The organism is Actinoalloteichus hoggarensis, from assembly GCF_002234535.1.
Lineage (GTDB): Bacteria > Actinomycetota > Actinomycetes > Mycobacteriales > Pseudonocardiaceae > Actinoalloteichus_A > Actinoalloteichus_A hoggarensis.
The window spans coordinates 5,800,601-5,827,162 of sequence record NZ_CP022521.1; the positions used below are offsets into that span (position 1 = coordinate 5,800,601).

The following is a 26,562-nucleotide window of genomic DNA, read 5'->3' on the forward strand; positions in this document are numbered from 1 at the left end:
TGGCGGCGTGCGGCGATGACTCCGCACCGACCACTGTGGCGTGATCGGGAAGGGACCTCCGGAGCCGCTCGGGCCGACCGCGTGCCGCGCGGGGGACGCCGGTCCCGTCACCGGCCTCGGCGATGCACCGCCCACGCCCTCGCGTAGGCGGCCCGATGTCGGACGGCGCTGGCCGCCCAGGAGAACTCCTGGGATCGCGCCTGCGCCGCGGCGCCCAGCGCCTTGCGCCGCGCCGGATCGTCGAGCAGCTCGCCGAGGGCGGCGGCGATGTCGCCCGCGCCGACGCCGCAGTAGGCCACCGCGTCGCCCCCGACCTCGGGGAGACTGAGCCTGCGGGTCGTCAGCACGGCGGCCCCGCAGGCCATGGCCTCCAGGACGGGCAGGCCGAAGCCCTCGCCCAGGCTGGGGTAGGCGACGACGTCGGCCCCGCCGAGGAAGCCCGCCAGGTTCTTGAAAGGCAGATAGCCCGCCCGGATGACGCGGACCCGATGCGGCACGGAGCCGAGGGCACGTTCGATCTGTCCGTCCCAGCCGGGCTGTCCCGCGAGGACGAGCGCGGGCGGGTCGCGTCGGCCCTCGCACGCCCTGGCGAAGCCGCGAATCAAGGCGGGCACGTTCTTCCTCGGTTCCAGCGCGCCGAGGAAGGCGACGTAGGACGTGTCCTCCAGATCGAGCAGACGGCGGACCTCGTCGGTCTCCGGCTCGCTCGGCGGGTGGAATCGGTCGGTGTCCACGCCGTGGGCGACGACCTGAAGGCTGCTGCGGCCCGCACCGACGACCCTGGTGAGCTCGTCGGCCGTGGCATGGCTCGGGGCGATGCAGAGCGCGGCCTTGGCCAGCGCGGCCCGCGTCCAGGCACGGAAGAAGCGGGCCTTCACGGAGGAGTGCAGCGTCGGATCGGTGAAGAAGGTCGCGTCGTGCAGAGTGACCACGCCGGCGGCCCGGTTCGCCAACGGCGTCGTGTAATGCGGCGAGTGCAGCAGGTCGACGTCGAGCCTGCGCACGAGCCGCGGCAGCGTCGTCTGCTCCCAGCTCAGTCGCGCCGTCCTCGTCGCGACGGCCTCGGCGGCGGGAACCACCCGCGAGTGCGGGGCGAGGCGCGTGTACAGCTCGGCGTCTCGGGGCTGACACACCAGGCTGATCCGGGCGCCGTCCCGATCCAACGCGGCGACGAGCGAGTCGACGTAGCGGCCGACGCCGCCCCGGTCAGTGGGGACGGCCGTGGCGTCGATCAGCACGCTGGGTTCGGCTACGCGCACTGGGGCAGCCTACGGCGTCGACCGGGCCGGATCGGCGAGATCGACCAAAACGAGACCGGCCGCACCCTGTGCGGACACCCTGCGCCGTCGGCGGCCGACGATCCGACGCGCTCCGACGACGGCCGGTCACCGATGGTCGTCGGAATCGGTTCGGCCGATGCCTGCCCGGGATGTGCCGAACGCGACCAGAGCACGGCGGGGCACCGGCGGGGCCGGGAGCCGGACGGGCCGAGGCACGGGAAGGACGCGAGCGGACGACTGCCCGGCTCCGGGCAGTCGGCGTTCGGCGTTCGGGCCGGGGTGCTCGGCGTTCACCGCTCCGGCGCACATCGCGCCCATGTCCACATGCGCACCACGGGTGCCCACCCAGGGGCTCAGCGGCGCTGCCGGGCGGCCAGGTGCGCCGCCCAGACCTCTTCGGCGGCACGCCGCCAGGTGAAGTCGGCCGCCCGACGTCGGCCCGCAGCCCGCATCGCGGCGGCGACGGCGGGCTCGGTCAGCACCCGACGCAGCGCCTCGGCGAACGCGGACGGGTCTTCCCGCGGCACCACACGACCCGCGCCGCCACCGACCTCGACGAGCGCGGGGACGTCGGTGTGCACCACGGGCACGCCCGCCGACATCGCCTCGATGAGCGGCAGCCCGAAGCCCTCCGCCCGGCTCGGCACGGCCAACGCCCCGGCACGCCGCAACACGACGGAGAGCTCGGCATCGCTCACCCGCCCGAGCAGGCGGACCCGGTCGTCGCCGAGCCCGCTGCGCCGGGCCAGCTCCCTCGGATCGACGCCGCCCCAGCCGGAGGCGCCCGCGATCAGCAGCGGAACCCGCGGGCACCGGGGGTCGGCCAGCGCCTCGATCAAGACGTCGATCCCCTTGCGCGGTTCGACGGTGCCCACGGCCAGCACGTAGCCCTCGGGCAGCGCGAGCCGGTCGACGATCTCCTCGGTCCGCCGCCGATCGGTCTCCTCGGCCAGCGCGGCGGAGACGCCTTCGCCGACGACGCGGGTGCGGAGGCCGGGGCCGAGGCGACGGGCGAGGTCCGCCGCGACGGCCTCGGTGGGCACGATCAGCGTGGCGGCCGTCCGCGCCGCGCGGCCGATCATCTCGCGATGCCACTGCACGCCGCGCGGCGTCAGCGTCTCCGGGTGTGTCCACGGCACCGTGTCGTGCACCGTGACGATCAGGCTGCGACCGCGTCGTACCACCGGCGGGGCCAGCGGTGTCGGGGCGTGCACGGCGTCCCCGCCCGGCCACAGCGGCAGGCCGCGCTGCCAGGCCGCCGACAGCGCGCGTCGCGGCAGGGGCAGCGGGACGGGCCCGGCGACGCCGGGGATCACCGCGGCGGAGAGGTCTCCGTGGTGCGCGGTGACGCCTGCCACCGTCCAGTCCGGGGGCGCGGTGGCGGCCAGCGCCGCCGTCAGTTCGCGGGTGTAGCGGCCGGTGCCGCCGGGAACCGGGGCCAGCAGCTGCTCGGTGAGCACGACGAGGACGGGCACCACATCACGGTGCCATGCCCGACGCCGCGGTCGCCTCGAAACCCCGCCGTCGCCACGGTGATCGCCGGACGAACCGGCCGCCCGCGTGGTCGTCCCCGCAGGCTGGGCATCGGGCCGACGCGGGGAGGCGATAGCGTCAGCGAATGCACCCCGCAGGCACGCCACGCACCACGGTGGTGGTGGTCACCTGGCAGGGCCGAGCCCATCTCGGCGACTGTCTCGACGCACTCGGCAGGCAGACTCGGCCGCACCGCATCCTGGTCGTCGACAATGCTTCGACCGACGGGACCCGCGAGGTGCTCGCGGAGCATCCGAGCACACCCGTGGTGCTGCGGACGGCCACCAATCTCGGTTACGCGGGCGCGCTCGCGGCCGCACTGCGGCAGGTTCACACGCCGTTCGTCGCCTGGCTGAACGACGATGCCGTCCCGGAGCCGGACTGGCTCGCCGAGCTGGAGCGGGCGCTCGACGAGAACCCGTCGGCGGCGGCCGCCACCGCCACCCTGATCGCCCCGAACGGCTCGGTGCAGTCCAGCGGTGTTCGGCTCACCGACCAGGGGTACGGCTTCGACCGCGACACCGAGCCGCCGGAGCCCGCCGAGGCCGAATCGTCGGCCGCGCCTCGTACGGGGCGGCGCGCCGAGGCGGACGCTTCGGCTGTGTCGGCGGCGACGACCGAGTCCGCGGCGACGGCGATGTCCGCGACAGTGCCGTCCGCGACGGTGCCGTCCGAGTCGGGAGTCTCCGTCGAGGCCGCGCCGGTGGTCGGGGCACCGACGGGTGTCGGGGCGACCCCGGCCGAGGGCCGACGAGCCGCCCCCACCGCCGTCGTGGACGGCGCCGCCTCCGTGAACGCGGGCGACGGGTCTCGGGACGAGCCCGTGCGGCGGGGCCCGACGGCGGCGTCGACGTCGACCGATGCCTCGCCCGCCGAGCAGGCCACGGCGGGGCCCGAGGTGTTCGGCCTCTGCGGCGGCGCGGCCCTGCTGCGAACGCCCGTGCTGCGGGCGATCGGCGGGGTGCCCGCGCGCTTCTTCTGCTACTACGAGGACACCGACACCGCCTGGCGACTTCGATTGGCGGGCCATGACGTCATCTGGGCTCGACACGCCCGCGTCCTGCATCATCACGGGGTCAGCACGCGGCCCGGCTCGGCGAGGTTCCATCGATGGAACGAACGCAATCGGCTGCTCATGCTGCTGCGCTGCGCGCCGGGTGAGGTAGCCGTGCGGGAGCTGCTGCGCTTCGCCGCGATCACTGTGCTGCTGCCGCTGCGCGGACGACGCGGGCAGGTGGTCCCGAACACGCCGAACTTCCGGGTCGGACTGCGGGCGGGCGTGATCGCCGAGGTCCTCGGCAGACTCCCCGCCGTCCTGCTCGACCGGCATCGCATCGGCAGGCGATCGCGGGTGTCCCGCCAGTTCGTCTGGCGTCGCTGGTCGGGCCGCTGACCCGTCGGGCGGTGCGGAACCCGGCCTCGACGCGGGGGCCGCCCGCCCATCGGCCGTCAGCCGGGACCGGAGCACGGCCGGGCACCGAAACGGCGAACATGGCCGCGGGCGACGATCACCCGCCGAGGCCTGCGGGACACGACGCGCGGCTCGCGGCCGCGGTCACCGCGGACCGGGCGTACCGGCCGAAGCGCCCCGGCCCGGAAGTCGTCGCCGCGCCCCGGCCGCGGATCACCTCTCTGCCCCTCGTCGCCTCAGCCCCGTGCCCGGCCCTGCACCCCGGACGCTCGGGCAGGCCGCGTGCCACGGCCGGGTCCGGACGTCGCACCGCCGGGGACGAACCGACGAATCCGCCCGATCTCACCCGGACCAGACGTGGTTCACCGATGATCAGGGGGATGGTGCACGCTTAATACCGCACGAACGCACAGAGAGGGGACGAGGTGTCGGAGTCCGGCATCCTGCCGACGGTGTCCGTAGTGGTCGTCAACTATCGGGGGGCCGCGGACACGATCGTCTGCCTGCGTGCCCTCCGCGACGAGGTGGACCACCCGTCGGACCGGCTGGAACTCATCTGTGTGGACAACGCCTCCGGCGCCGACGACGTCGCCCGCATCCGCGAGGCGGTTCCCGAGGCTCGGCTGATCGAGTCGGCGGAGAACCTCGGCTTCGCGGGCGGCTGCAACCTCGGTGCCGCGCAGGCCCGAGGCGAGGTGCTCGCCTTCCTGAACAACGACGCCCGGCCGGACCCGGCCTGGATCTCGGCGGCGGTCGCGGCGCTGCGTGCCGACCCGAGGGTGGGCGCCGTGGCGAGCAAGGTGCTGGACTGGTCGGGTCGAGAGATCGACTTCGTCGACGGCGGCCTGACGTGGTTCGGCATGGGATACAAGCGGCACGCGGGCGAGCCGGACGACGGCAGCCACGACGTGCCCCGTGACGTGCTGTTCGGCACGGGCTCGGCGTTGTTCGTCCGCGCGGGCCTGTTCCGTGAGCTGAACGGCTTCGACGAGCGGTTCTTCATGTTCTATGAGGACGTCGATCTCGGCTGGCGGCTGAATCTGCGCGGCTGGCGGGTCCGCTACGAGCCCGCCTCGCTCACCTTCCACCGGCATCACGCCTCGATGTCGACCGTGCACGACTCACGCGAGCACTTCCTACTCGAACGCAACGCGCTGGCCGCGCTGTACAAGAACGTCGAGGACGCGACGCTGGCGAAGGTGCTGCCCGCCGCCTTGGCGCTGTCGGTGCGGCGGGCGACGGCGCGCGGCGAGCTGGACGCGACCCAGCTGGAGATCACCCGCAGGCCCTCGGACCGCGCCTCGGACGACGAGCCGGTCGAGATCTCGCGGATGACGCTGGCGGGCATCCTCGCCGTGGATCAGTTCGTCGAGCTGCTGCCCGAGCTGCAGAAGTCCCGTGAGATCGAGCAGGCGGCACGGGTCCGCACCGATGCCGACCTCGTGCCGTTGATGCGCAAGGCGATGGAGCCGGCCTATCCGCTGCCCCGGTACCTCGCGGCGCACGAGACGCTGGTCAAGGCCTTCGGGCTGGCCGAGGTGTTCGGCCGCCCGCGCCGGGTGCTGATCCTGACCGGCGACGCGGTGGCCGAGAAGATGGCAGGCCCGGCGATCCGCGCCTGGCACATGGCCGAGGCGCTGTCCATGGAGCACGAGGTGCGGCTGGTCAGCGTCAACGACCATCACGCGCCGCCGCCCGCGCGGTTCCCCGTCCTGTCCGCGCTGCCCCGACAGCTGCCCGACCACGTGGGCTGGGCCGACATCGTCGTCCTCCAGGGGCACATGCTGGAGATGGTGCCGGAGCTCAAGCGGGCCGAGTCCACCAAGATCGTGGTCTGCGACGTCTACGACCCGATGCACCTGGAGTACCTGGAGCAGGGCAAGGACGTCGACGACGAACGACGCAGCCGGGATCTCGCCGGGGTGACGAAGGTGCTCAACACCCAGTTGGAACGGGGCGACTTCTTCCTGTGCGCCTCGGAACGCCAGCGGCACTTCTGGCTGGGGCATCTGGCCGCGCTCGGCCGGATGAGCCCGGACATGTACGACGCGGACCCCACGGCCAGGTCCCTGCTGTCCGTGGTGCCCTTCGGCTTCCCCGACGCCGCCCCGGTGCGCACCGGGCCCGGTGTCAAGGGCGAGATCGACGGGATCGGCGTGCGGGACAAGGTCGTGCTCTGGGCGGGCGGGGTCTACAGCTGGTTCGATCCGTTGACCCTGATCAGGGCGGTCGACAAGCTGCGGGGCGAGCACGCCGACATCCGGCTGTTCTTCCTGGGCATGAAGCATCCGAATCCGGACGTGCCCGAGATGGGCATCACCGGCCGCACTCGCGAGCTGGCCCACCGGCTCGACCTGGTGAACAGACACGTCTTCTTCAACGAGAGCTGGGTGCCCTACCAGGAGCGGCACAACTACCTGCTCGACGGCGACTGCGGGGTGACGACGCACTTCGACCACGTCGAGACCACGTTCGCCTTCCGCACCAGGGTGCTCGACTATCTGTGGGCGGGCCTGCCCATCGTGACCACCGACGGCGACTCGTTCGCGGAGCTGGTGCGCGCCGAGGGACTGGGGGTGGTCGTCCCCGCCGAGGACCCCGACGCGTTGGCGGCCGCGCTGGCGCGGGTGCTCTACGACGAGGAGTTCGCCGCGGGCTGTCGGGAGCGCATCGCGGTGGTGCGGGAGCGCTACACCTGGACCGAGGCGTTGGCGCCGCTGGTCGAGTTCTGCAGGCACCCCCGCCAGGCCGTCGACCGGATGCCCGCGACGGAGCCGCTGGTGCGGACACCGCCCCTGCGCACGTCGGAGAAGATGCGCAAGGATCTCGCCCTGGTCAAGGAGTATCTGGATCTGGGCGGGCCGACCGAATTGGCCAGACGCGCGGCGGGCAGGCTGCGCCGACTGGCGAGGGAGCGACGACGTGGCTGAGCGACGACGGGCACCGCGACTGCGCCTGTTGCTGGACGGCACGCCGCTTCTCGGACACCGCACCGGCATCGGCCGGTACACGGCGGCGTTGGCGGAGGAACTGGCCTCGGTCGAGACGGTGAGCGTGAAGGCGGTGGCGTTCACGCTGCGCGGGTGGAAGGCGCTGCGGGCCGCTCTGCCGCACGGCGTGGGGGCGCGCGGTCTTCCGGTGCCCGCCCGGCTGCTGCGCGCCTGCTGGCTTCGCGCGCCGGTCCCCCCGGTGGAGCTGTTCGCGGGCATGAGCAACATCGTGCACGGGACCAACTTCGTGCTGCCACCGTCGCTGCGGGCGGCCGGTGTGGTCACCGTGCACGATCTGGCGTTCCTGGACGCGCCGGAGGATCTACCGCCGAGCGATCGCAGGCTTCCGGAGCTGGTGCGCCGCTCAGCTCGACGGGCCGCGATGGTCTGCACGCCGACCAAGGCGGTGGCCCGACAGGTCGTCGAGCGGCTGGACGTTCCCGCCGAACGCGTGCAGGTGACTCCGCTGGGTGTGGACGCCGCCTGGTTCGCGGCACGACCGCCCAACGATCCGCTGCGGCAGCGTCTCGGGCTGCCTGACGAGTATCTGCTGTTCGTCGGCTCGGACGGCCCTCGGAAGGGCCTGCCGACGCTGCTGGAGGCGCACGGGGCGAGCAAGGAGCTGCCGCCGCTGGTGCTGGCCGGGCCCGGTCCGCGCACCGAGCATGATCGTATCGTCCGCACCGGTTATCTGTCCGACGTCGACCTGCGCAGCGTGGTGGCCGGGGCGTCCGCCCTGGTCATGCCGTCGCGCGACGAGGGCTTCGGTCTGCCGGTCCTGGAGGCGCTCGCCTGCGGGGTGCCGGTGGTCTGCTCGGACGTGCCCGCGCTGCGAGAGGTGTCCGGCAGGCACGCCAGGCTGGTTCCGGTCGGGGACGCGGAGGCGCTGGGTGCGGCCCTGCGGGACGCGCTGTCCTCGCCGGGCGGCACCGAGACGCTGGCCGCGCGCAGGCAGTACGCCTCCGGGTTCAGCTGGCATCACTGTGCCGAGACGACCATCGAGGCGTACCGCAAGGCGTTGAGCTGAAGGTCGCCTCGGCGCGGGCGAGTCCGCGTGTCCGCCCGCGCCGGCCCGGTGCGGGACTCGGACCGGGACGGCGAGCGGCCCGGATCATGCCTGGGAACACCGGCCCGGAGCCGCCCGGCCCGGCGCAAGGCGGCTCCAGGGCGGTCGACGCCGGCTCCGGGAAGCCGGCTCGTTCCGGCGACGGGCGGTTCCGATGACGTCCGGTTCCCGCGATGGTCGGGCCCGGCGGTGATCGCAACGTCGACGGGCCGTCCCCGTCGACGGGCCGTCCCCAGACGATGACCGCCGGGCGACCCCGGTGTCACCACACCGCGGCGAAGCCCGCACGTCCGGCCGACAGCCGGCCGCGCCGAGGTTGAGCGCACCGCCTCGCCCCCGGAGAAGCCGGGTATCCGGCGGTGGGCGGGCGGAGACGGCGACGACCGCGGCGTTCGGGCGGCATGGTGGCCGTCGTCGCCGAGACGCCCCCGGCCGGGAACGGGCGGGGGGCCTCCCGACTCGGTGGTGTCCGGCATCCGGCCGGGCGGCGACGGCCGAACCCCGGGGGGTCGGACAGGAGTGGCCGGACTCAGCCGGCCTGCCCGCCCCGCAGCTCCGCGGACTGCTCGCGGAAGGCGGCGGACAGCGCCTGCCGCCACGGAGGCAGCGGGGTCAGCCCCTCGCCCGCCCACGCACTGCCGGAGAGGACCGAGTAGGCGGGACGGGGCGCGGGGCGGGGGAAGTCCGCCGTGGTGCAGGCGTCGATTCGCGTCGGGTCCGCGCCGATCTCGGCGAACACCGCCCTGGCGAACTCGAACCAGCTGGCCTGTCCCCCGTTGGTGCAGTGCAACACCCGTCGGGCGGGCGGGCGTCCCGCCGCCAGGCGCCCGGCGAGTTCGATCAGTCCGTCCGCGAGATCGCCGGTCCAGGTGGGCGAGCCGACCTGGTCGTCGACCACCGAGAGCCGTTCGCGGCCGGCCTCCAGACGGATCATGGTCTTGACGAAGTTGCCCCCGGCGGCCCCGTACACCCAGGCGGTCCGGACCACCCAGGCCCGCGGACAGCGGTCCAGGACGGCCCGTTCACCCGCGAGCTTGGTGCGACCGTAGGCCGACCTCGGTCCGGTCGGATCGGACGGCTCGTACGGCCGGTCGGCGTCGCCGGGGAAGACGTAGTCGGTGGAGACGTGCACCAGCGCGACGTCGTGGGCCGCGCAGGCGTCGGCGAGCCGCGCGGGCCCGTCCCGATTCACCCGCATCGCCGCGGCCTCGTCGGTCTCGGCCGCGTCGACGGCCGTGTAGGCCGCCGCGTTGATCGCCACCGGCCGAACGCCCGCCTCGGCGGCCGACGCGGCCAGGCGCGCCACCGCCGCGTCGACCGAGGCCGCGTCGGTGATGTCCAGTTCCGCGGAGCCGAGGCCGTGCACGATGCCGGCCGCTCCGACGACGTCCCTGCCCCGGCGCACCAGGTCCGTGCCGAGCTGGCCGCGGCCGCCGGGGATCAGCAGTGCGAGTCCGGTCATCCCGCGCTGCTCCGATCAAGGGCGGCGCGGGCCTTCAACGGCTCCCACCAGCCCCGGTTCTCCCGGTACCAGCGCACCGTCTCGGCGAGGCCGTGCTCGAACGAGACGGCCGGCGCATAGCCGAGTTCGGTGGAGATCTTGTCGATGGCGACGGAATAGCGACGATCATGGCCTTTCCGGTCCGGAACGCGCTCGACCATCGACCATTCGGCGTCCATCGCGCTCAGCAGGAGCTCGGTCAGTTCCAGATTGGTCAGCTCGGTGCCGCCGCCGATGTTGTAGACCTCACCGGGCCTGCCGCCCTCGGCGACGAGTTGGATTCCACGACAGTGATCGTCCACGTGCAGCCAGTCACGAATGTTCTGGCCGTCACCATAGAGGGGGACAGGATGCCCGTCCATGAGATTGGTCACAAACAAAGGAATGACCTTCTCGGGAAACTGAAACGGTCCGTAGTTGTTCGAGCACCGAGTCACGCAGACGGGAAGCCCGTGCGTGCGATGGTAGGCACGGGCGAGCAGGTCCGAGCCTGCCTTGGAGGCGGAGTACGGAGAGTTCGGCTCCAGGGGTCGGTCCTCGTCCCAGGAGCCCTCGTCGATGGAGCCGTAGACCTCGTCGGTGGACACGTGGACGAACCGCTCCACGCCCGCGTCGAGGGCGGACTGAAGCAGCGTCTGCGTGCCCAGCACGTTGGTCCTGACGAACTCGGCCCCGCCCTCGATCGAGCGGTCTACGTGGGATTCCGCAGCGAAATGGACCACCACCTGGGTGTTCGTCATCAGCTCGCCGACCAGAGCCGCGTCGCAGATGTCACCATGGACGAAGCGCAGCCTCGGGTCGTCCGCCACGGAGGCCAGGTTCGACCGACTGCCCGCATAGGTCAGTCGATCGAGAACCACCACCTCCGCGTCGGCGAAGGCGGGATACGCGCCGCCGATCAACTGCCGTACGTAATGGGAGCCGATGAACCCGGCTCCCCCGGTCACCAGAAGTCGCATCGAACCTGCCTCATCCTCGTAGACCCGCGGAGGCGATCATGAGTCGCCGCAGCCGTGTCGCAGTGTGTCACGAACGAGACCGAAGAAACCCGTGCCGGTGACCAACCACAAGGGCACAATGTGCGTCTTACCGGGGTAGCGGGACATCCATCGGCATTCGCGGCATCGGATTAGCCTGAGCGACGGATGACCGGCACTACCTGACAGTCGGGGAGCGCGACCGAGGTCCGGCGCGCGTGTAGGGAGGAGCCGCCCGTGCATGACCGGCCGCCTGGAGGGCGACGGCCAGCCGACGACCGTGGACGCGGCCGTCGGCGTTCTGAGGACGAGGCCGGCGGCGCGGGGGGTCCGAGTGCCGCCCGATCGCGCCAGTCGCGATCGAGTGCGGAACCCCGTCGTCGGCCGCCCATGTCGATGCAGCCGACGCAGCCCATCGCCCGTACCGAGCACGCCCCCCTCTACGCGGACGAGCCCGAGCCGCTGGAACCGGCGGAGAAGCCGAGGCGCGGAACAGGGTCTCGAGTGGCGCTCGGCGCCGCGAAGACCGCGATCGCCCTGTTCTCGGTCATGATCATGAGCGTGACCGGCTACTCCTGGGCCACCTACCGCGATCTGGGCTCGGGGCTGGTCACCAGCGACGTCTTCGGCCATCGGGACAACGGCAGGCAGCAGGGGCCGAACCCGTTGGAAGACGGCATGGACATTCTGTTGGTCGGCAACGACAGCCGAACCGACGCCCACGGCAACATGCTGCCCGCCGACGTCCTGGCCTCGCTGGGCGCGAGCGACGACGAGGGCGGCGACCTCACCGACACCCTGATCATGGTGCGTATCCCACCGGGCGGCGACGCGGCCTCGGCCGTGTCGATTCCCCGCGACAGCTACGTCAACGTACCGGGCTACGGCATGCACAAGGTGAACGCGGCCTTCGGCTTCGGCAAGCGGGCCGCCGAGGAATCGCTGCGGGCGCAGGGCGTCACCGATGAACGCCAGCTCCACCAGGAGGCGTCCGCCGAGGGCCGCCAGCTGCTCGTCCAGACCCTGGAGGAGTTCACCGGCGTCAGGATCGACCACTACGCCGAGGTGAACCTGCTCGGATTCGCCGAGATCACCAAGGCCATCGGCGGTGTCGAGGTCTGTCTGCTCGAACCCGTCGACGAGTTCCGCTCCGGTGCGAAGTTCGACGCGGGCGTGCAGACGATCTCCGACGTCGACGCGCTGCGCTTCGTCCGGCAGCGGTACGGGCTGCCCAACAGCGACCTCGATCGAGTGGTCCGCCAGCAGGTCTTCATGGCCGGCCTGGCCCGCAAGGTGCTGTCCTCGGACACCCTGACCAACCCCGCCCGGCTCGGCGAGTTGATCGACGCCGTGCAGAGCAGCGTGGTGCTCGACAACGGCTTCGACATCCCGACGTTCCTGGAGCACGCTCAGCACATCGCGGGCGGTGACATGGAGTTCGACACGATTCCCGTCGGGGCGTTCATCAAGGACTCGATCGGCCAGGACGTCATCGAGGTGGATCCGGCGACCGTCCAGCAGTTCATGGCGGAGCTGGGCGGGGTGCCCGCCGACGAGCCCGACCCCGCCGACAACGTCGGGAGGCCCGGTGACGGCCCCGACCCCTCGTCGATCACCGTCGCGGTGCGCAACGCGGCGGGAACGCCCGGTCTCGCCGCCCAGGTGATGGCGGAGCTGACCGGCGCGGGCTATCTGGAGGGGACGGTCGACAACGCCAACCCGCGGGCGGCCTCCGTGGTCCGGCATGCCGCGGGAGAGCAGGCCAACGCCCAGTCGGTGGCCGACGCGCTCGGCGGCCTGGTCATCGAGGAGGACGTCAACCTGCCCGCGGGCAGCGTCTCGGTGTTCCTCGGCGAGGACTACACCGCCGGCATGTCCAACATCGGGCCGCGCCCGCTGACGAGCGTGGACGACGGCACGGACGGCTCCACCGGCGAGTCGGAGGAGGGGCAGATCACGGCGGACGGCGTGGTCTGCGTCCACTAGGCGCGGACGGAGCACCACGACAGGCCCGGCCGGGCAGCGTCTCGGCCGGGCCTGTCCGTGTCTGGGACTCCCGCGGTGTCGCACCCCACGGGCCCCGGCGTCCCGCCCCGCGGTCTCCCGCCCCGCGGTCCTCACGAACGAGTGACCGGGCTCCGTGGGCGGCGCCGGCTACCGATCGCACCGGTCCGGCACGGAGTCGGCCTCGTCGGCCGCCCCGTCGGGACACGCCGAGGAGCCCGGTCAGTGACGGCGGGCGCCCGGCCGAGGCGCGTCCGATCCGCACACCGCTGTTGAGGCGCGTGTCTCGCCTCGGCGAACACCGCTCCGGAGGTCGGAGCCGCCGGTTAGCCTGGAAACGCAGGTTCGGTACGTCGGGGGTGTTCATGTCGCACGAACAAGAGGGCGTCGACGGTGCGGGGCACGGGCCCGAGCCGTCGCCTTCGGACGAGACGGATCGGGGGCGGTCCACCGAGGAGCAGTCCGCCCCGCGCGGCCGTGAGCAGCCTCGTGCGTCGGACGCCGCGTCCGACGCCGCTCCCGCCGACACCGGCGAGGACGCCGCACCGCCCGAAGGCGGGGAGTCCGCGGTGTCGCCCCGCCCCGCCCCGGGGAACGACTTATCCGTCTCGGCCTCCAGGCCCCGGCGCGGCCGCGGCGCGGCAGGGCGCCTCCTGTTGGCAGGCGGGCGCTCGGTCACCGCGCTGGTGTCGGTGGCGGTCCTCGGATTGACCGGCTACGTCTGGACCCGGTTCAATCAGGTTCAGGACAGCATCAACACCACCACCGTTTTGCGCGACCTCGACGAGTTCTCGATCGCCCCGGAGCCCCCGCCCTCCGCCGACTCCTCGGCGCCACCACCGCCTCCGGTGGAGGACACCGCCACCGACATCCTGCTGGTGGGCACGGACAGCCGCACCGACGCTCACGGGCGTCCGCTGCCGGAGCACGTGCTCCGACAGCTGCGCACGGAGGCCGAGGTCGGGCTGAACACCGACACGATCATCATGTTGCGCATCCCCGACGACGGCAGCGCCGCTTACGCGATCTCCATTCCCCGCGACACCTCCGTGCCGGTGCCGGGCCTCGGCGAGGAGAAGATCAACGGTGCGTTGGGGCTGATGAAGACGCAGCGCGCCAGGGAGCTGCGGGCCGAGGGGGTGACCGATCCGGAGCGGATCGCGCGTGAGTCCGACGACGCGGGCCGCCGTGCACTGATCGGCGCGGTAGGCGACCTGACCGGGGCTCGCATCGACCACTACGCCGAGATCAGCCTCTACGGCTTCTACCTGTTCACCGAGGCCATCGGCGGGGTCGAGGTCTGCCTGAACCGCGCGACCAGCGACAGCGACTCCGGAGCGAACTTCGCGAGCGGCTATCAGACCATCTCCGGCGGCGACGCGCTGTCGTTCGTGCGGCAGCGCAACCTGCCCGGCGGCGATCTCGATCGGATCGTGCGCCAGCAGGTGTTCCTGGCCGCCCTGGTCGATCAGGTCCTCTCCACCGGAACCCTCACCGATCCCGGCAGACTTCATGACCTGTTGGACGCGATGCAGTCGTCCGTCGTGCTCGACGACGCACTCGATCCACTGGTGTTCGCCCGTCAGCTCCAGGGCGTCGCGGGCGGGGACGTCTCCTTCGTGACGATCCCGGTCACCGGCGTCGGCCTGCGCAACGATCGAGGCCAGAGCATCGTGACCGTCGATCGGCAGGAGGTCCGCGACTTCGTCGAGGAGCTGACGCGGCAGGACGGCGAGCCGGACGGGGAGGAGCAGGTCGGCATGGCGGGCCCGGGCGCGCCCGCGCTCGCCCCGGCCGCCGCGGCGGCGACGGGCACCGGAAGTATGGTGCGGACGCAGCCCCCGGACACCGGCGAGCCGATCACCGCGGGCGGGGTGCCCTGCGTGAACTGACCGCTTCGCCGCTCGCGCGGCCCGGCCCGACGAGGACGCCGATGAGTGTCACCGAGACGCTGCTCCGCCCACTGCTCGCCGCAGGCGGGGCCCGGCCGCTGATCACGTTCTACGACGACGCGGCCGGGCATCGCATCGAGCTGTCCTCGGCGACGGTGGCGAACTGGGCCGCCAAGACCGCCAACTGGCTGCGCGACGAACTCGACGTCGAGCCGGGAATGCCGGTCGCCGTGCGGCTGCCCGCGCACTGGCAGACGCTCGGTGTGCTGCTGGGCGCGTGGTGGTGCGGCGCGGAGGTCCGCGCGGAGTCCGCCGGTGCCGAGGTGGCCCTCATCCCGGCGACGGAGGTGGCGGGCGTCCACGGCGCCGCCGAGACGGCGACCGCCCCCGCGGAGGTGCTGGACCGGCTCGGCGCGCGCACCGTCGCCCTCGTCGGTCTGGACGCCCTCGGGGCGCCGGTGCGGCTGCCCGCCGACGCGGGGGCCGGACTCGTGGACTACACGTCGGAGATCCGCGTCCACGGCGACGACTTCACCGTCTGGGAGCCGGTGGCGGGCGACGCGCCGGCGCTGGCAGGCTTCGACGTCGACACGGTGCTCGCCTCGGCCCGCGCCCGCGCCGCCGAGCTGGGTATCGGCTCGACGGATCGGGTGCTGTCCACGCTGGACTGGTCGGTTCCCGACGGCGTGGCCGCGAGTCTGCTGCCGGTGCTGGTGTCCGGGGCGTCGCTGGTCCAGTGCCATCGAGCCGACCCGGCGAAGCTCGCGGCCCGCCGCGAGACGGAGCGGGTGACGCGGGTGCTGGACGAGGAACCGGCGGGCTGAGCGGCGGCACGGGCCCGTCCAGGCACGGCGGGCCCTGCTCGCCATCGGCGGCCGTAGGAGATGTGCGGGCTGCGGCTCGGCCCTGGCTCACCGGGGTCGCCGGCTCCGGGTGGGCTGTCCTGATCGGTCTGCGCGACTCCCGATGCGGCGGGCGGCGCTCCGCAGGCGCGCGGGCCGCCGTAGCGAGCACCGCGCTGCCTCACCTCGGTGAGCGAGCCGCCGTCCTGGTCGCCCTTTCGCCGTCATCGAGGTCATGCTGCCCGGCGGGATTCGCCCATCCGGCGCGGGTATCCGATCCCCGGCAAGGGGCACTCGACCGTGGGGACGGCGAGCACCGGAGATACGCGGGCCGTCTGGGAGAAAGCCCGCTGCGATCGGCCCCCGCCCCCTAGACTGCGGTGTCGCCCGGCGTGCCCGCCCAGCCGAGGGGTCGCACGGGCTCGCCGATCCGCGACTCGTCCGTCGCGCACTCGCCGAATCGCAGGCAGCGCTGTCGACCCAGGGGGTTCGAACGTGTCACTCCTCCACAGCAGACTCGTCGGCGCCCTCGGGCTCCTCACCGTGGGCCTGTTCGCCGCAGGCTGCGTCACCCCGCCGGAGCCGCCGATGGGCACGGGTTCCGGCGCCGTGCTGGACGAGAGCCTGGTGGCCTACGACAACCTCGACTTCCAGACGGAACTCGGGCCGATCTTCGACAACACCTGTGAGAGCCTCCCTCCCGGCGTGTTCAGCGATCTGGGCCTGGAGGGCGAGCCGATGACCTCCCAGGGCGTCTACGCCGGCTGCTCGATCTCCGAGAGCTGGGGCACCGTGTTCCTCAGCCAGACCAGGCCCACCGGCCGCGAATCGCAACGACGCTACTTCGAGGACACCTGGCGGGGCGAGGGCGTCTACTCCGACCATTTCCGGCGCTGGATCCTCCAGGACCGCTACTACACGGTGACCTACGAGGCCGGCTCGGTGGGCAATGAGTGCACCACGGCCGTGCACACCGGATACGAGGGCCCGTTCCAGGTCACCGCCGCCATCCCGCGCGAGGAGAGCGACCGGCTGAACCTGTTGGACCGGGACTACCCGGTCGACCAGCTCGTCGCCGACTACTGCTCCCGGGCCGAGGAGATGGCCGACATCCTGGTGGCCACGCTTGATCCCGACGGCGGCAGCAGGCGGACGACGGGCTGACGGGCCGGGGTCGCATGGTCGGGGGCATTCGGCGAGGCGCTCCGGCTGGGCCCGGTGCAAGCGAGCCGGGGCGCCTGCGGAGCCGGCGTGCATCCCAGGGCGTCACCTCGTCGGCCGGTTGCCGGGCAGGCGTTCCGCGTGGGCGAGTCCGCACCATGTCGGCGGCCGCACAGCGTCGGGACACCGGCGGCCCGACGACGTCGAGGGCCGTGCCCGCCTCGGCGGCGCCACGCGGCCGGCCGCCGGACCACGTCGGGAGCCGCCCCGCCATCGGCCCGTCTGGCGCCGCCAGGACGTCGGAGCAGGCTCCTCGTCGTGGGGCCGACGGCGATCGTGGGGCCGACGGCGTCAGGGCCTCGGGTGCGTACGCGCCCACCACGACCGAGGCGATCTCACCCCGCGTCGCGCTGGGTCAGCTGGACGACGCCGATGGCGAACAGGCTCACCCAGACGACACCGGACACGATGCCGGGCACGATGTCCGCGTCCGGGGTGATCATGAAGCGGGCCAGCTCCAGCGGTGCGAACCAGCCGAAGACGTCGGGCAGCGCGAGCTGGGCGATGGCCAGCGAGGGCATCAGCAGGAAGTAGGCGACCAGGGCGCCCGCGGTGTTCGGCACCAGCAGCGCGATCGCCAATGAGGCGATGAGCGCCTGGCCGAGCCCGACGGCGATCACACCCAGCACCCAGGGCAGCCGGTGTCCGAGGAGGTAGGTGAAGTTCGCCGGCGTGACCGCCGCCTCGACGATCAGCGGTAAGGCGAGGAACGACGCGGCGGTGGTCACCAGCCACACCAGGCCGAGCACCGAGCCCTGGGCGAGGAGATAGCGCAGCCGCGACGACTGCATGAGCAGCGTGGGCTGCACGCTCTTGTACTGCCACTCCCCCGCGACCAGCTTGATCAGCGCGGCATGGAGGAGAAGCTGGCCGATCTGCGCGGCCGCGTAGAACGGGATCATCTGCTCGAACGCGCCGTACATGCGCGGATCGATGCTCACGACGAACACCATCACGCCGAAGAACAGCACGGGCGCGAGCAGCAGCACGACGCGGTCCGACCGGGTGCCCACCAGCTTGCGGAGCTCGACGTGGACGAGGGTGAGGAACCCGGTCCGTCTCGCGGCGCGGCCCGCCCACTCCGGGGCGGCCCCGGTGGCGGGGCCCGTCCCGACGGCCGGGCCGTGCTGCTGCGGCCCGGCCGGGTTCGGCTGCGCCCCGGCGGACCACATCGGGCCGCCCGGTTGTGGGGCAGGCGATCCGGCGGGGTGTCCGTAGGGCGGGCTCGACTGGGGCGGCACGACGGTGCCGACCGACCCGCCCGCCGGTCCCGGCGCACCGTGGGGAGGCGACCCCCCCTGCTGCGCGGACGGACCGTACAGTCCTGGGCCTGCCCCCGGTCTCGGTCCCGGTCCCGGTCCCGGTCCCGGTCCCGTCGGGCCGTACTGCCCGTGCGGGACGTGCTGAGCCGGGTATCCGGGCGGGCCGGGCGGCTGGGTGGCAGGGCCGGTCATCAGGCACTCTCCCCGGTCAGGCGGAAGAACAGGTCCTCCAGGTCGATGCTCTCCTGGGCGAGCCCGAGCAGGCGGACGCCCGCGTTGAACGTGATCTCGGAGACGCGGTCCACCGAGGCGTGGGCGGCGAGATGACCGTTCGCGGCAGGCTGGACCGCGATGCCCGCGGCCGCGAGCACCGACGCCAGCCGATTCATGTCCGGGGCTCGGACGAGCGAACGATGCGACGTCGTCAGCTCGCTCAGCGGACCGTCCGCCACGATCCGACCGGAGCCGATCACCAGCACCCGGTCGGCCGTCTGGTCCACTTCGGACAGCACATGGCTGGACAGCAGCGCCGTGCCGCCGCGCTCGGCGTAGCCGCGCAGCAGCTGCCGAACCGAGCGGATGCCCTCCGGGTCCAGGCCGTTGATCGGCTCGTCGAGGATCAGCATCGGCGGGTTCGTCAGCAGGGCCTGCGCCATGCCGAGCCGCTGGCGCATCCCCAGGCTGTAGGCGGCGATGCGCTTCCCACCCGCGTCCCCGAGCCCGACGAGCGAGAGCACCTCGTCCACTCGCCGGGTGGGCAGCCCCGCCAGCAACGCCGCGTTACGCAGGTGCCCGCGCCCGGTCCGCCCGGGATGCACCGCGGCCGCGTCCAGCAGGACACCCGCCACGTGGGCCGGGTTGGGCCAGCGGGTGAACGGCCTGCCCGCGACGAAGGCCTCCCCGGCATCCGGGATCGTCAACCCGCTGATCATCCGGAGAGTGGTGGACTTCCCGGCCCCGTTGGGACCGAGGAAGGCGGTCACCGTGCCGGGCCGCAGCTCGAAGCTGACATCGTCCACGACGCGGCGCCCACCGTAGACCTTGGTCAGGCCACGCACAGACAGCACGCGGTCACGATAGCGGGCGACGGCGACCGCGATGTCCGGAATCGGTGACGAGCCGCACGTGCCCGCGGTGGGAGAGTGGGACCTGGCGCCTCCCGCAGCCGTCTCCGTGCAACCGCCGAACCGAAACTCGTCGCTGTCTCTCATTCGACACGGCAGCCAGGCCGAATAGCACAATGGATCGAGACAGAATCGACACACGACGCCGGTGAGGAAATCACCTTTCACTCCAAAGTAATGTTACTCGGTGACATCGATCATTCTCTGCGAGACTCCCGGAGAAGACGAACATCAGTTCGCCGTGCACACCCACAAGGAGCAACGTCGTGCACTCAGTCAGGATGTCGAGGATATCGACCTCGGCACTCACCCTCTTCTTCGTTCTCGGCGCCACGACTCTCGTGTCCACACCGGCCGCCGCACAGAGCTCGATCGACGACGACGCAGGCGCACGGTCCTGCCTGCCTGTCGCGAATCTGTTCGCGCAGAGCCCTGACCGCTCCATCCGACTGCTCGAGCAGCGGACTACCGGACGGCGGCGTCCTCCAGGCCTATCCGAACGGCCAGCTTCGCTACATGGAGCTGGACGGTCGAGCCTGGCGGCCGAACCCGAACGGTCTCCGGTATCGCGTCGTGGCCGAGCAGGGTTGGGATCACTGGTCCGGCTCCGAGAGCCGGGATCACATCACCGCAGACGACCAAGGCCTGATCTTCGCCGTCGACGGAGACGGTGCGCTGACCACGTCGCTGCTGAATCGGCGCGACGACAGCTGGCCGATTCTCGGTGACGTCATCGACACCGGATGGGATCAATACGACCGGATCTTCGCGGGCGGCGAAGGCGTGCTGTACGCACAACGACCAGATTCCACTCTTCTCCGTTTCCAGTACCACCATTCGTCCCAACGCTGGCTGGAATACGCACAGCCCGCCGGACACGGATGGGACTATTCGCATCTGTTCTCCATCGGCGCGGACCTGGTATACGGAGTGGACGAGGAGAGCGGAGATCTCGTCCGACACCGTTGGGATCGCGAGATCGAGGACTGGGAGCCCGGCGAGAACCACCGCACGGTGGTGGGAACGGGCTGGTCTGGATTCGAGCACATCACCGCGGACGGGGCGGTGTGCACGTACGACTTCTCGGACCTGCCCCGGAGCACCGTGCCGGATAGTGATCGCTCCCGGTCCCTCACACCGACCGAGGACGCAGACGGCCTGATGCGGCTGTACTTCACCGAGTCGTCCGGCAGGCTGTTCGAGGCGTGGCAGAGCAGCCCCAGTGATCCGACACGCTTCGGATACACCCCGCTGGGCCGTGATGCACGGTTCGCGGCGCATCCCTCGGCGGTCCAGCGCTCGAACGGCGAGACCTCCCTCGTGGCCCAGCACCGAGACTCCTCGATCTGGGGCGCATCACGTGTCGACGGGGACTGGGGCGACTTCTCTCCGCTCGGCGGCTGGACGCCGGGGCCCGCGCAGCTCGTCGAGACGACGGACGGAACGGTGACCGCCTTCGCCGTGACCGAGGACGGCCGGCTGCTCCACCGCGAACAGCACCCCGCACCGGGCGCGAAGGTTCGCTGGTGGCCGCTCGGCGGCGCTGAACTGACCTCCGATCTCACCGTCGTGGCCGAAGGTGATCAGATCCATGTCGTGGTCCGAGACGATCAGGGCAGCTTCCACCTCGTCACCGCCGAGGACGGGACTGCGATCACGTGGACCACGCTGCCCGGACACGGATTCGAGGGCAGCGCGAGCCTGACCATCGACTCGGCGGGTCAGTGGCGGCTCCTCGCGCGCGGCGCCGACGATCGTATCCATGAGCTGCGGGAATCGACGCTCTCCGCGGGATGGTCGTCTGTCGGAGATCAAGAGTTCGTCGGCAGCCCGGCGGCGATCGTCCGGGCGGGCGATCGGACGACCCTTGTCGCACGGGGCGCGGACGACTACCTCTACGTCGCCGTCCAAGACGCTCTCGACGACTCTCGGTACGGCGAGTGGACCCAGCTGATCGATCGACGCACGGGGATGGTCTATCGAACGTCGACTGATGCGGCGGTCCTGCGCAATGCAGCGGGCTATCTGCTGATCAGCTTCCTCGATCTCGCCGACGAGCTGTACGTGTTCCGCTCGGCCTACCCCGACGCGATCGGCGTCGCGTCGGAGCCGGTGTCTGCTGCCGACGAGGAGACCGACGAGCCGCTGACCGAGTTCGACGGCGGCCCGGTGGAGCTGACCGAGGTGCGTTGACCGGCACAGGACTCGCCTGAGTCCGCGAGCGCTGCGAGGGGCGGACGTCGATCGAGCGTGCGGATCGACGTCCGCCCGCAGCCTCGGGTGCAACGGGGCTGCGCCGGAACAAGGTCAGGGTCCGCCGCACGACCGGCGGCCGCCCGCCGCGCGACGCGCGACGCGACGCAACCGACCCCGTGTCGGCCCTCCGCCCGGCACCCTGGCCCCGACACACCGAGGCCGGGCCCGGCGGGGCACCCCGACGCGACCCGGCCCGGCGGGGCAGGCAGGCAGAGACTCAGAAGTCGAACTCGTCGATGTTCTCGCTGGTGAACACCGTGGGATCACCCAACACGATCTCGCCGTCGGCGCCCACCGTGTACTCGCCGAGACGCCCGGCGGTGAAGGTGTCGCCCTCGGCGCCGACGATCTGACCGGCCGACAGGGCGGCACCCGCGTAGGCGGCCAGGTAGCCGAGGTCCGCCGGGTTCCACAGGGCGAACCGCTCGACGGTGCCGTCCTCGATGAAGGCCCGCATCTGGTTGGGCGTCCCGAGCCCGGTCAACGTGACCTCGCCCTGGAACTCCGAACCGGACAGGTAACGGGCGGCAGCCGCGAGACCGACGGTGGTCGGCGAGATGATCGCGTCGAGGTCGCCGTGGGTCTGGAGGAGGCCCTGCGTCTCCTGGAACGACTTCTCGTCCTCGTCGTCGCCGTAGACGGTGGCGACGACCTCGATGTCGGGATACTCCTCGGCGAGCCGCTCCTCCATCAGCTCGATCCAGAGGTTCTGGTTCGTCGCGTTCGCCGTCGCCGACAGGAACGCCACCTGCCCGGACTCGCCGATCTCCTCGACCAGCATGTCCACCTGGGTGGAGCTGATGCCCTCGGCGGAGGCCTGGTTGATGAACACGTCCCGGCAGCCGGGGTCGGTGTCGGAGTCGAAGGTGACGACGCTGGCGCCGCCCTCCCGCGCCTGGTTCAGCGCCCCGCAGATCGCGTTCGGGTCGTTCGCCGAGGTGGCGATGACGTCCACGCCCTGCTGCGTGAGGGTGTTGATGTAGCTGACCTGGGACGACGCGCTGGCCTCCGACGGGCCGACCTCGCTGAACTCGCCGTCGAACTCGGCGACGGCCTCCTCGCCGCCGCCGTCGGCGACGCCGAAGTAGGGGTTGTTGAGCTGCTTGGGCAGGAAGGTCACGGTGAGGCCCGCCGGGATCTCCGCGTCGGGGTTCGCCTCGCCGGTCGTCCTCGGGCCGTCGCCCGAGTCCGCGGCCTCGTCGCCCCGCGTGGTGCCGCCGCAGGCCGAGGTGAGCAGGAGCGTGGCACCGAGCACTGCGGTCGCCGTCACGAGACGGTTCCGCGCCACTGAGGAGGTCATGTCGTGCCTTTCGGTCGGTCGTCGGGCCCGGACTCGCCGTACGGGAGCGGGTACGGCGGGGTCACGGTCCGCCGGTGCTCGCCGCGGTGGTGGGAACGGGATTCGTCTCGGGCGGAGCTCCGCCGCCCGGCCGCCGCCTGGCGCGCCGCCGTGCCGCCAGGGAGGGCACGACCACCGAGATGATCAGCAGCAGTCCGGTGAGGACGTTGAGCGCGTCGGAGGAGACGTTGACGAGTTGGAGGGCGTTGCGCAGCGAGCCGAGGAGCAGGACGGCGGCGAGCACGCCGAACAGGCTTCCGCGCCCGCCGAAGATGGACACGCCGCCCAGCAGCACCGCCGCGACGACCAGCAGCTCCAGGCCGTTGGCGTTGTCGGCGCGGGCGCTGGCGAAGCGCAGCGTCCAGAACACCCCGCCCAGCCCGGCCACCGCGCCGGTGGCGACGAACAGCCAGAATTTGGTCCGGCGCACCGCGATGCCCGCGAAGACGGCCGCCTCGGTGTTGTTGCCCATCGCGTAGAGGCCGCGCCCGATCGGCGTGGCGTGCAGGATCACGACGAACCCGACGGCGAGCAGCGCCAGCGGCAGGACGGCGTTGGGGATGCCGGTGTCGCCGAGGGAGCCGATCGCCCAGCCGGTCCAGTCGGCGGGGAAGTCCGCGACGGCCTGGTCGCCGAGCACCACGAAGGCCAGGCCTCGGAACAGCGCGAGCGTGCCGATGGTGACCGCCAGGGAGGGCAGTCCGAAACCGGTGACCAGGAGTCCGTTGACGGCGCCGAGGACGCCGCCGAGGACGACGCACAGCACCACGATCAGTTCCAGCGACAGCCCCGACACCCACAGGGAGCCCATCACCGCGCTGGTCAGCCCGACGGTGCTGGCCACCGACAGGTCGATCTCGCCGGTGACCACCACGAGGGTCAGCGGAAGCGCGATCAACGCGATGACCATGACGTCGAGCAGCAGGAAGCCGATGTTGCGGGAACTGGCGAAGCCGCTGACGGTGGTGGAGGCGACGATCAGGACGACGAGCAGGACGCCGACGACGGCGAGGTCCCAGCTCGGGCTCGGACGGCGACGCCGCCGTGGTTCAGGTGGCACGGGTGTCCCACCTCCTCAGTCTTCGGGCGGTGCGCAGGGCGAGCGCACGGTCGAGTCCGATGGCCAACAGGATCAACACGCCGATGGACGCCTGCTGCCAGAAGGCGCTCACGCCGAGCTGCGGCAGGGCGGCGCCGATGACGGTGAGCAGGACGGCGCCGACGGCCGCGCCCCACACCGTCCCGCTGCCGCCGGTGATGGCGATGCCGCCGATGACCACTGCGGCGACCACCTGGAGTTCCATGCCGGTGCCCGCGGTGGCGTCCAGGGTGCCGAAGCGCGCCGCGTACATGACGCCCGCCAGGCCCGCGAGCATGCCGTTGACCACGAAGGCGGTGAGCACTCGACGTCCGACCGGGATGCCGGACAGTCCGGCGGCGGTCCCGTCCGAGCCGATCGCGTACAGCTCGCGTCCGCTGCGGTAGGACCGCAGGTGATCGCCGACGGCGAGCACGACGATGAGCGCGCCGACGGCCAGCAGCGGCACCCCGAGCAGAGCCTGCGTCCCGAGGGCGGTGAAGCCGCCGGGCAGGTCGGCGGCGTTGATCTGCAGCCGCCCCGAGGCCGAGGCCCAGATCGAGTCCAGGCCCCGGAAGACATAGAGGGTGCCGAGCGTGACGACCAGCGACGGAACGCCCGCCACGGCGACCACGGCACCGTTGACCAGGCCGCAGGCCGCGCCGAAGAGCATCCCGAAGAGCACCACCAGGGGCAGCGGCGTGCCCGGGGCGGCGACGAGCAGCGTTCCGGTGGCATAGGCGGACAGGCCGAGCACCGAGCCGACGGACAGGTCGACGTTGCGGGTGATGACGACCATGGCCTGTCCGGCGGCCAGGACGACGAGGATGGAGGCGCCGAGCAGCAGGTCACGCAGGCTCTGCCCGGACAGGAAGCGTGGATTGGCCGAGAGCGTCACGGCCAGCAGCAGGACGAGGGCGAGCACGACGCCCATCTCCCTGGCCGTCAACAGCCTGCGGAGCAGTCCCCCGACGTCGAGGCGACGGTCTCCCCTGTCCGTGCCCGCCTCCGGGGGCGTCCGGGCGGGGGTCGTCGTGCTCACGGCGTGTCCTGCCCGCCGGTCGCGGCGGCCATGACGCTGTTCTCGTCGGCGCGGCCCCTGGGGATGTCCGCGACGAGCCGTCCCTCGTGCATGACCAGCACCCGATCCGCCATGCCGAGCACCTCCGGCAGCTCGCTGGACACCATGATCACGGCCATTCCCTCTCCGGCCAGTTCCGACAGCAGCCGATGCACCTCGGACTTGGTTCCGACGTCGATGCCGCGGGTCGGTTCGTCGACGATGAGCACGGCGGGCTCGGTGGCCAGCCATTTCGCCAGCACGACCTTCTGTTGATTGCCGCCGGACAGGGTCGCGACCGGGTCGGAGAGACGGTCGGCCTTCACCTGAAGCCGCTGCGACCAGTGCTCGGCGTGGGCGCGTTCGCCTCGCCCGGAGAGCCAGCCGAACCGAGCCAGCCGCCACAGCCGAGTGAGGGTGGCGTTGCGTTCCACGGACAGCTCCATGACGAGGCCCTGTTGTCTGCGGTCCTCCGGCACCAGCGCGATGCCCGCCGCCATCGCCGCGGCCGGGCTGCCCGGCCGCAGCGTCCGCCCCGCCACCCGGACCGATCCGGCGTCGTAGCGGTCGATCCCGAAGATCGCCCGGACCACCTCGCTGCGCCCGGCGCCGACCAGGCCCGCGAGCGCGACGATCTCGCCGCCCCGCACCTTCAGGTCGACGTCGTGGAACACCCCGGCCCGGCTCAGGCCCGTCACCTCGAGCACGACGTCCCGTACGGGCGCCTCCGTCTTGGGGAACAGGGTGGCGACCTCGCGGCCGACCATCCGGCGGATGACGGTGTCGACGCTGAGGTCCTCGGCGGCGTCGGTGGACACCCACCGGCCGTCCCGCAGCACGGTGACGCGGCTGCACAGCGCGAAGATCTCGTCGAAGCGGTGCGAGATGAACAGCACGGCCGCCCCCGAGTCACGCAGGGCGCGGACCACGCCGAACAGGCGCTCCACCTCGACGCCCGACAGGGCGGAGGTCGGCTCGTCCATCACCAGCACGCGGGCGTCGAAGGACAGGGCCTTGGCGATCTCCACCATCTGCTGATCGGCGATCGACAGGCCGCGGGCGGGCCGGTCCGGGTCCAGTCGGACGCCGAGCCGGGCGAACAGCTGTTCACAGGATCGGCGGACGGCACGGTGGTCGATGCGGCCCAGCCGGGTGGTGGGCTGACGGCCCATGAAGATGTTCTCCGCGACGGAGAGATCGGGGAACAACGTGGGTTCCTGGTAGATCACCGCGATGCCCGCCGCGCGCCCCGCCGCGGTGTCGGCGAGCGGGTGGGGCGTGCCGTCGAGCAGCAGCTCCCCGGTGTCGGGGGCGTGCACCCCGGCCAGGATCTTCACCAGCGTGGACTTCCCGGCGCCGTTCTCGCCCGCCAGTGCGTGGACCTCGCCGCCGTACAGGTCGAGTTCGACGCCGCGCAGCGCGTGCACCGCGCCGTAGGACTTGCTGACGCCGCGCAGGGATAACAGCGGGGCCGACCCGACCGAGCCTTCCTGATCAGCCACGCCGCCCCCTGAAACGTTTCACATCCACCCCGGTTCGGCGGACCGTATGGCTGTGACCGCGCTCACGTCAAGGGGCCCGCGGGCGGGTGGCCTGTTGCGGACAGCGGCCGCCCCGACACTGCCGAACTCGAAAGACCGGGTCGAGTGATGACACCTGCACCGGCGGGACTTTGAGCACCCTTTGAGCTAACCTACAAACTGTCAGCAAACTCAAAGGAGCCTGT

The 26,562-nt window shown here is 72.1% G+C and carries 18 protein-coding genes; 8 read left to right on the top strand and 10 right to left on the bottom strand.

The features are described from left to right. Positions 1-107: 107 nt before the first annotated feature. Positions 108-1,238: a glycosyltransferase family 4 protein gene (locus AHOG_RS24690; RefSeq protein ID WP_093944782.1), complete on the bottom strand. Its 1,131-nt coding sequence runs from the start codon at positions 1,236-1,238 to the stop codon at positions 108-110. 395 nt (positions 1,239-1,633) lie between these two features. Further along, on the bottom strand, positions 1,634-2,755 hold the full coding sequence (locus AHOG_RS24700; protein ID WP_093944783.1) for a glycosyltransferase family 4 protein: 1,122 nt from the start codon (positions 2,753-2,755) through the stop codon (positions 1,634-1,636). Between the two features lie 143 nt (positions 2,756-2,898). Between AHOG_RS24700 and AHOG_RS30630 the strand changes: the two genes are divergently transcribed. The 3 genes from AHOG_RS30630 (at position 2,899) to AHOG_RS24725 (ending at position 8,241) form a co-directional block, all read left to right on the top strand. Further along, positions 2,899-4,206, top strand: coding sequence for a glycosyltransferase (locus AHOG_RS30630; RefSeq protein ID WP_376700094.1), 1,308 nt, complete (start codon positions 2,899-2,901; stop codon positions 4,204-4,206). Positions 4,207-4,649: 443 nt separating this feature from the next. Next, on the top strand, positions 4,650-7,154 hold the full coding sequence (locus AHOG_RS24720; protein ID WP_376700093.1) for a glycosyltransferase: 2,505 nt from the start codon (positions 4,650-4,652) through the stop codon (positions 7,152-7,154). Then, on the top strand, positions 7,147-8,241 hold the full coding sequence (locus tag AHOG_RS24725; protein WP_245856429.1) for a glycosyltransferase family 4 protein: 1,095 nt from the start codon (positions 7,147-7,149) through the stop codon (positions 8,239-8,241). Before AHOG_RS24720 ends, AHOG_RS24725 begins: the two co-directional genes overlap by 8 nt. Positions 8,242-8,809: 568 nt before the next feature. On the opposite strand, the gene rfbD is transcribed toward AHOG_RS24725, so the two are convergent. Further along, on the bottom strand, positions 8,810-9,742 hold the full coding sequence (gene rfbD, locus AHOG_RS24730) for a dTDP-4-dehydrorhamnose reductase (protein WP_093943455.1): 933 nt from the start codon (positions 9,740-9,742) through the stop codon (positions 8,810-8,812). Next, the gene (rfbB, locus tag AHOG_RS24735) at positions 9,739-10,740 is read right to left on the bottom strand and encodes a dTDP-glucose 4,6-dehydratase (protein WP_093943456.1); all 1,002 of its coding nucleotides are present in this window, start codon (positions 10,738-10,740) and stop codon (positions 9,739-9,741) included. Before rfbB ends, rfbD begins: the two co-directional genes overlap by 4 nt. Before the next feature lie 414 nt (positions 10,741-11,154). On the opposite strand from rfbB, the gene AHOG_RS24740 reads away from it, so the two are divergent. The 4 genes from AHOG_RS24740 (at position 11,155) to AHOG_RS24755 (ending at position 16,660) form a co-directional block, all read left to right on the top strand. After that, the gene (locus AHOG_RS24740) at positions 11,155-12,744 is read left to right on the top strand and encodes an LCP family protein (RefSeq protein ID WP_093944786.1); all 1,590 of its coding nucleotides are present in this window, start codon (positions 11,155-11,157) and stop codon (positions 12,742-12,744) included. 674 nt (positions 12,745-13,418) lie between these two features. Then, positions 13,419-14,654, top strand: a complete 1,236-nt coding sequence (locus AHOG_RS24745) for an LCP family protein (protein ID WP_245856430.1) — start codon at positions 13,419-13,421, stop codon at positions 14,652-14,654. 41 nt (positions 14,655-14,695) lie between these two features. Next, on the top strand, positions 14,696-15,478 hold the full coding sequence (locus tag AHOG_RS24750; protein ID WP_093943457.1) for a TIGR03089 family protein: 783 nt from the start codon (positions 14,696-14,698) through the stop codon (positions 15,476-15,478). A gap of 513 nt (positions 15,479-15,991) precedes the next feature. Continuing rightward, positions 15,992-16,660 (top strand): hypothetical protein, encoded by a 669-nt coding sequence (locus AHOG_RS24755; RefSeq protein WP_093943458.1) that lies wholly within the window; start codon positions 15,992-15,994, stop codon positions 16,658-16,660. Between the two features lie 392 nt (positions 16,661-17,052). Here the strand turns inward: AHOG_RS24755 and AHOG_RS24760 are convergent, their stop codons facing one another. Beyond that, positions 17,053-17,889, bottom strand: coding sequence for a hypothetical protein (locus AHOG_RS24760; RefSeq protein ID WP_093943459.1), 837 nt, complete (start codon positions 17,887-17,889; stop codon positions 17,053-17,055). Positions 17,890-18,170: 281 nt separating this feature from the next. Continuing rightward, the gene (locus AHOG_RS24765) at positions 18,171-19,046 is read right to left on the bottom strand and encodes an ABC transporter ATP-binding protein (RefSeq protein WP_093944788.1); all 876 of its coding nucleotides are present in this window, start codon (positions 19,044-19,046) and stop codon (positions 18,171-18,173) included. Positions 19,047-19,619: 573 nt separating this feature from the next. Between AHOG_RS24765 and AHOG_RS24770 the strand changes: the two genes are divergently transcribed. After that, the gene (locus AHOG_RS24770; RefSeq protein ID WP_157737031.1) at positions 19,620-21,296 is read left to right on the top strand and encodes a tachylectin-related carbohydrate-binding protein; all 1,677 of its coding nucleotides are present in this window, start codon (positions 19,620-19,622) and stop codon (positions 21,294-21,296) included. Positions 21,297-21,576: 280 nt separating this feature from the next. Here the strand turns inward: AHOG_RS24770 and rhaS are convergent, their stop codons facing one another. From rhaS to AHOG_RS24790, 4 genes are all read right to left on the bottom strand, one after another. Then, positions 21,577-22,629: a rhamnose ABC transporter substrate-binding protein gene (gene rhaS / locus AHOG_RS24775; protein ID WP_245856431.1), complete on the bottom strand. Its 1,053-nt coding sequence runs from the start codon at positions 22,627-22,629 to the stop codon at positions 21,577-21,579. Between the two features lie 91 nt (positions 22,630-22,720). Beyond that, positions 22,721-23,758, bottom strand: coding sequence for an ABC transporter permease (locus AHOG_RS24780; protein WP_093943462.1), 1,038 nt, complete (start codon positions 23,756-23,758; stop codon positions 22,721-22,723). Further along, positions 23,748-24,710 (bottom strand): ABC transporter permease, encoded by a 963-nt coding sequence (locus AHOG_RS24785; protein ID WP_093944789.1) that lies wholly within the window; start codon positions 24,708-24,710, stop codon positions 23,748-23,750. The genes AHOG_RS24780 and AHOG_RS24785 overlap by 11 nt, the downstream gene beginning before the upstream one ends. 104 nt (positions 24,711-24,814) lie before the next feature. Continuing rightward, entirely contained in the window at positions 24,815-26,338 is a 1,524-nt protein-coding gene (locus tag AHOG_RS24790; protein WP_093943463.1) for a sugar ABC transporter ATP-binding protein, read from the bottom strand. Positions 26,339-26,562 lie beyond the last annotated feature (224 nt).

What these genes read in the sequence shown, in the direction of transcription:
- AHOG_RS30630 (WP_376700094.1), top strand. Translation starts at nt 2,899, where the DNA reads ATGCACCCCGCAGGCACGCCACGCACCACGGTGGTGGTGGTCACCTGG.
- AHOG_RS24750 (WP_093943457.1), top strand. Translation starts at nt 14,696, where the DNA reads ATGAGTGTCACCGAGACGCTGCTCCGCCCACTGCTCGCCGCAGGCGGG.
- AHOG_RS24785 (WP_093944789.1), bottom strand. Translation starts at nt 24,710, where the DNA reads ATGGGCGTCGTGCTCGCCCTCGTCCTGCTGCTGGCCGTGACGCTCTCG.
- AHOG_RS24770 (WP_157737031.1), top strand. Translation starts at nt 19,620, where the DNA reads ATGGAGCTGGACGGTCGAGCCTGGCGGCCGAACCCGAACGGTCTCCGG.
- rfbD (WP_093943455.1), bottom strand. Translation starts at nt 9,742, where the DNA reads ATGACCGGACTCGCACTGCTGATCCCCGGCGGCCGCGGCCAGCTCGGC.
- rfbB (WP_093943456.1), bottom strand. Translation starts at nt 10,740, where the DNA reads ATGCGACTTCTGGTGACCGGGGGAGCCGGGTTCATCGGCTCCCATTAC.
- AHOG_RS24760 (WP_093943459.1), bottom strand. Translation starts at nt 17,889, where the DNA reads ATGTGGTCCGCCGGGGCGCAGCCGAACCCGGCCGGGCCGCAGCAGCAC.
- AHOG_RS24740 (WP_093944786.1), top strand. Translation starts at nt 11,155, where the DNA reads ATGCAGCCGACGCAGCCCATCGCCCGTACCGAGCACGCCCCCCTCTAC.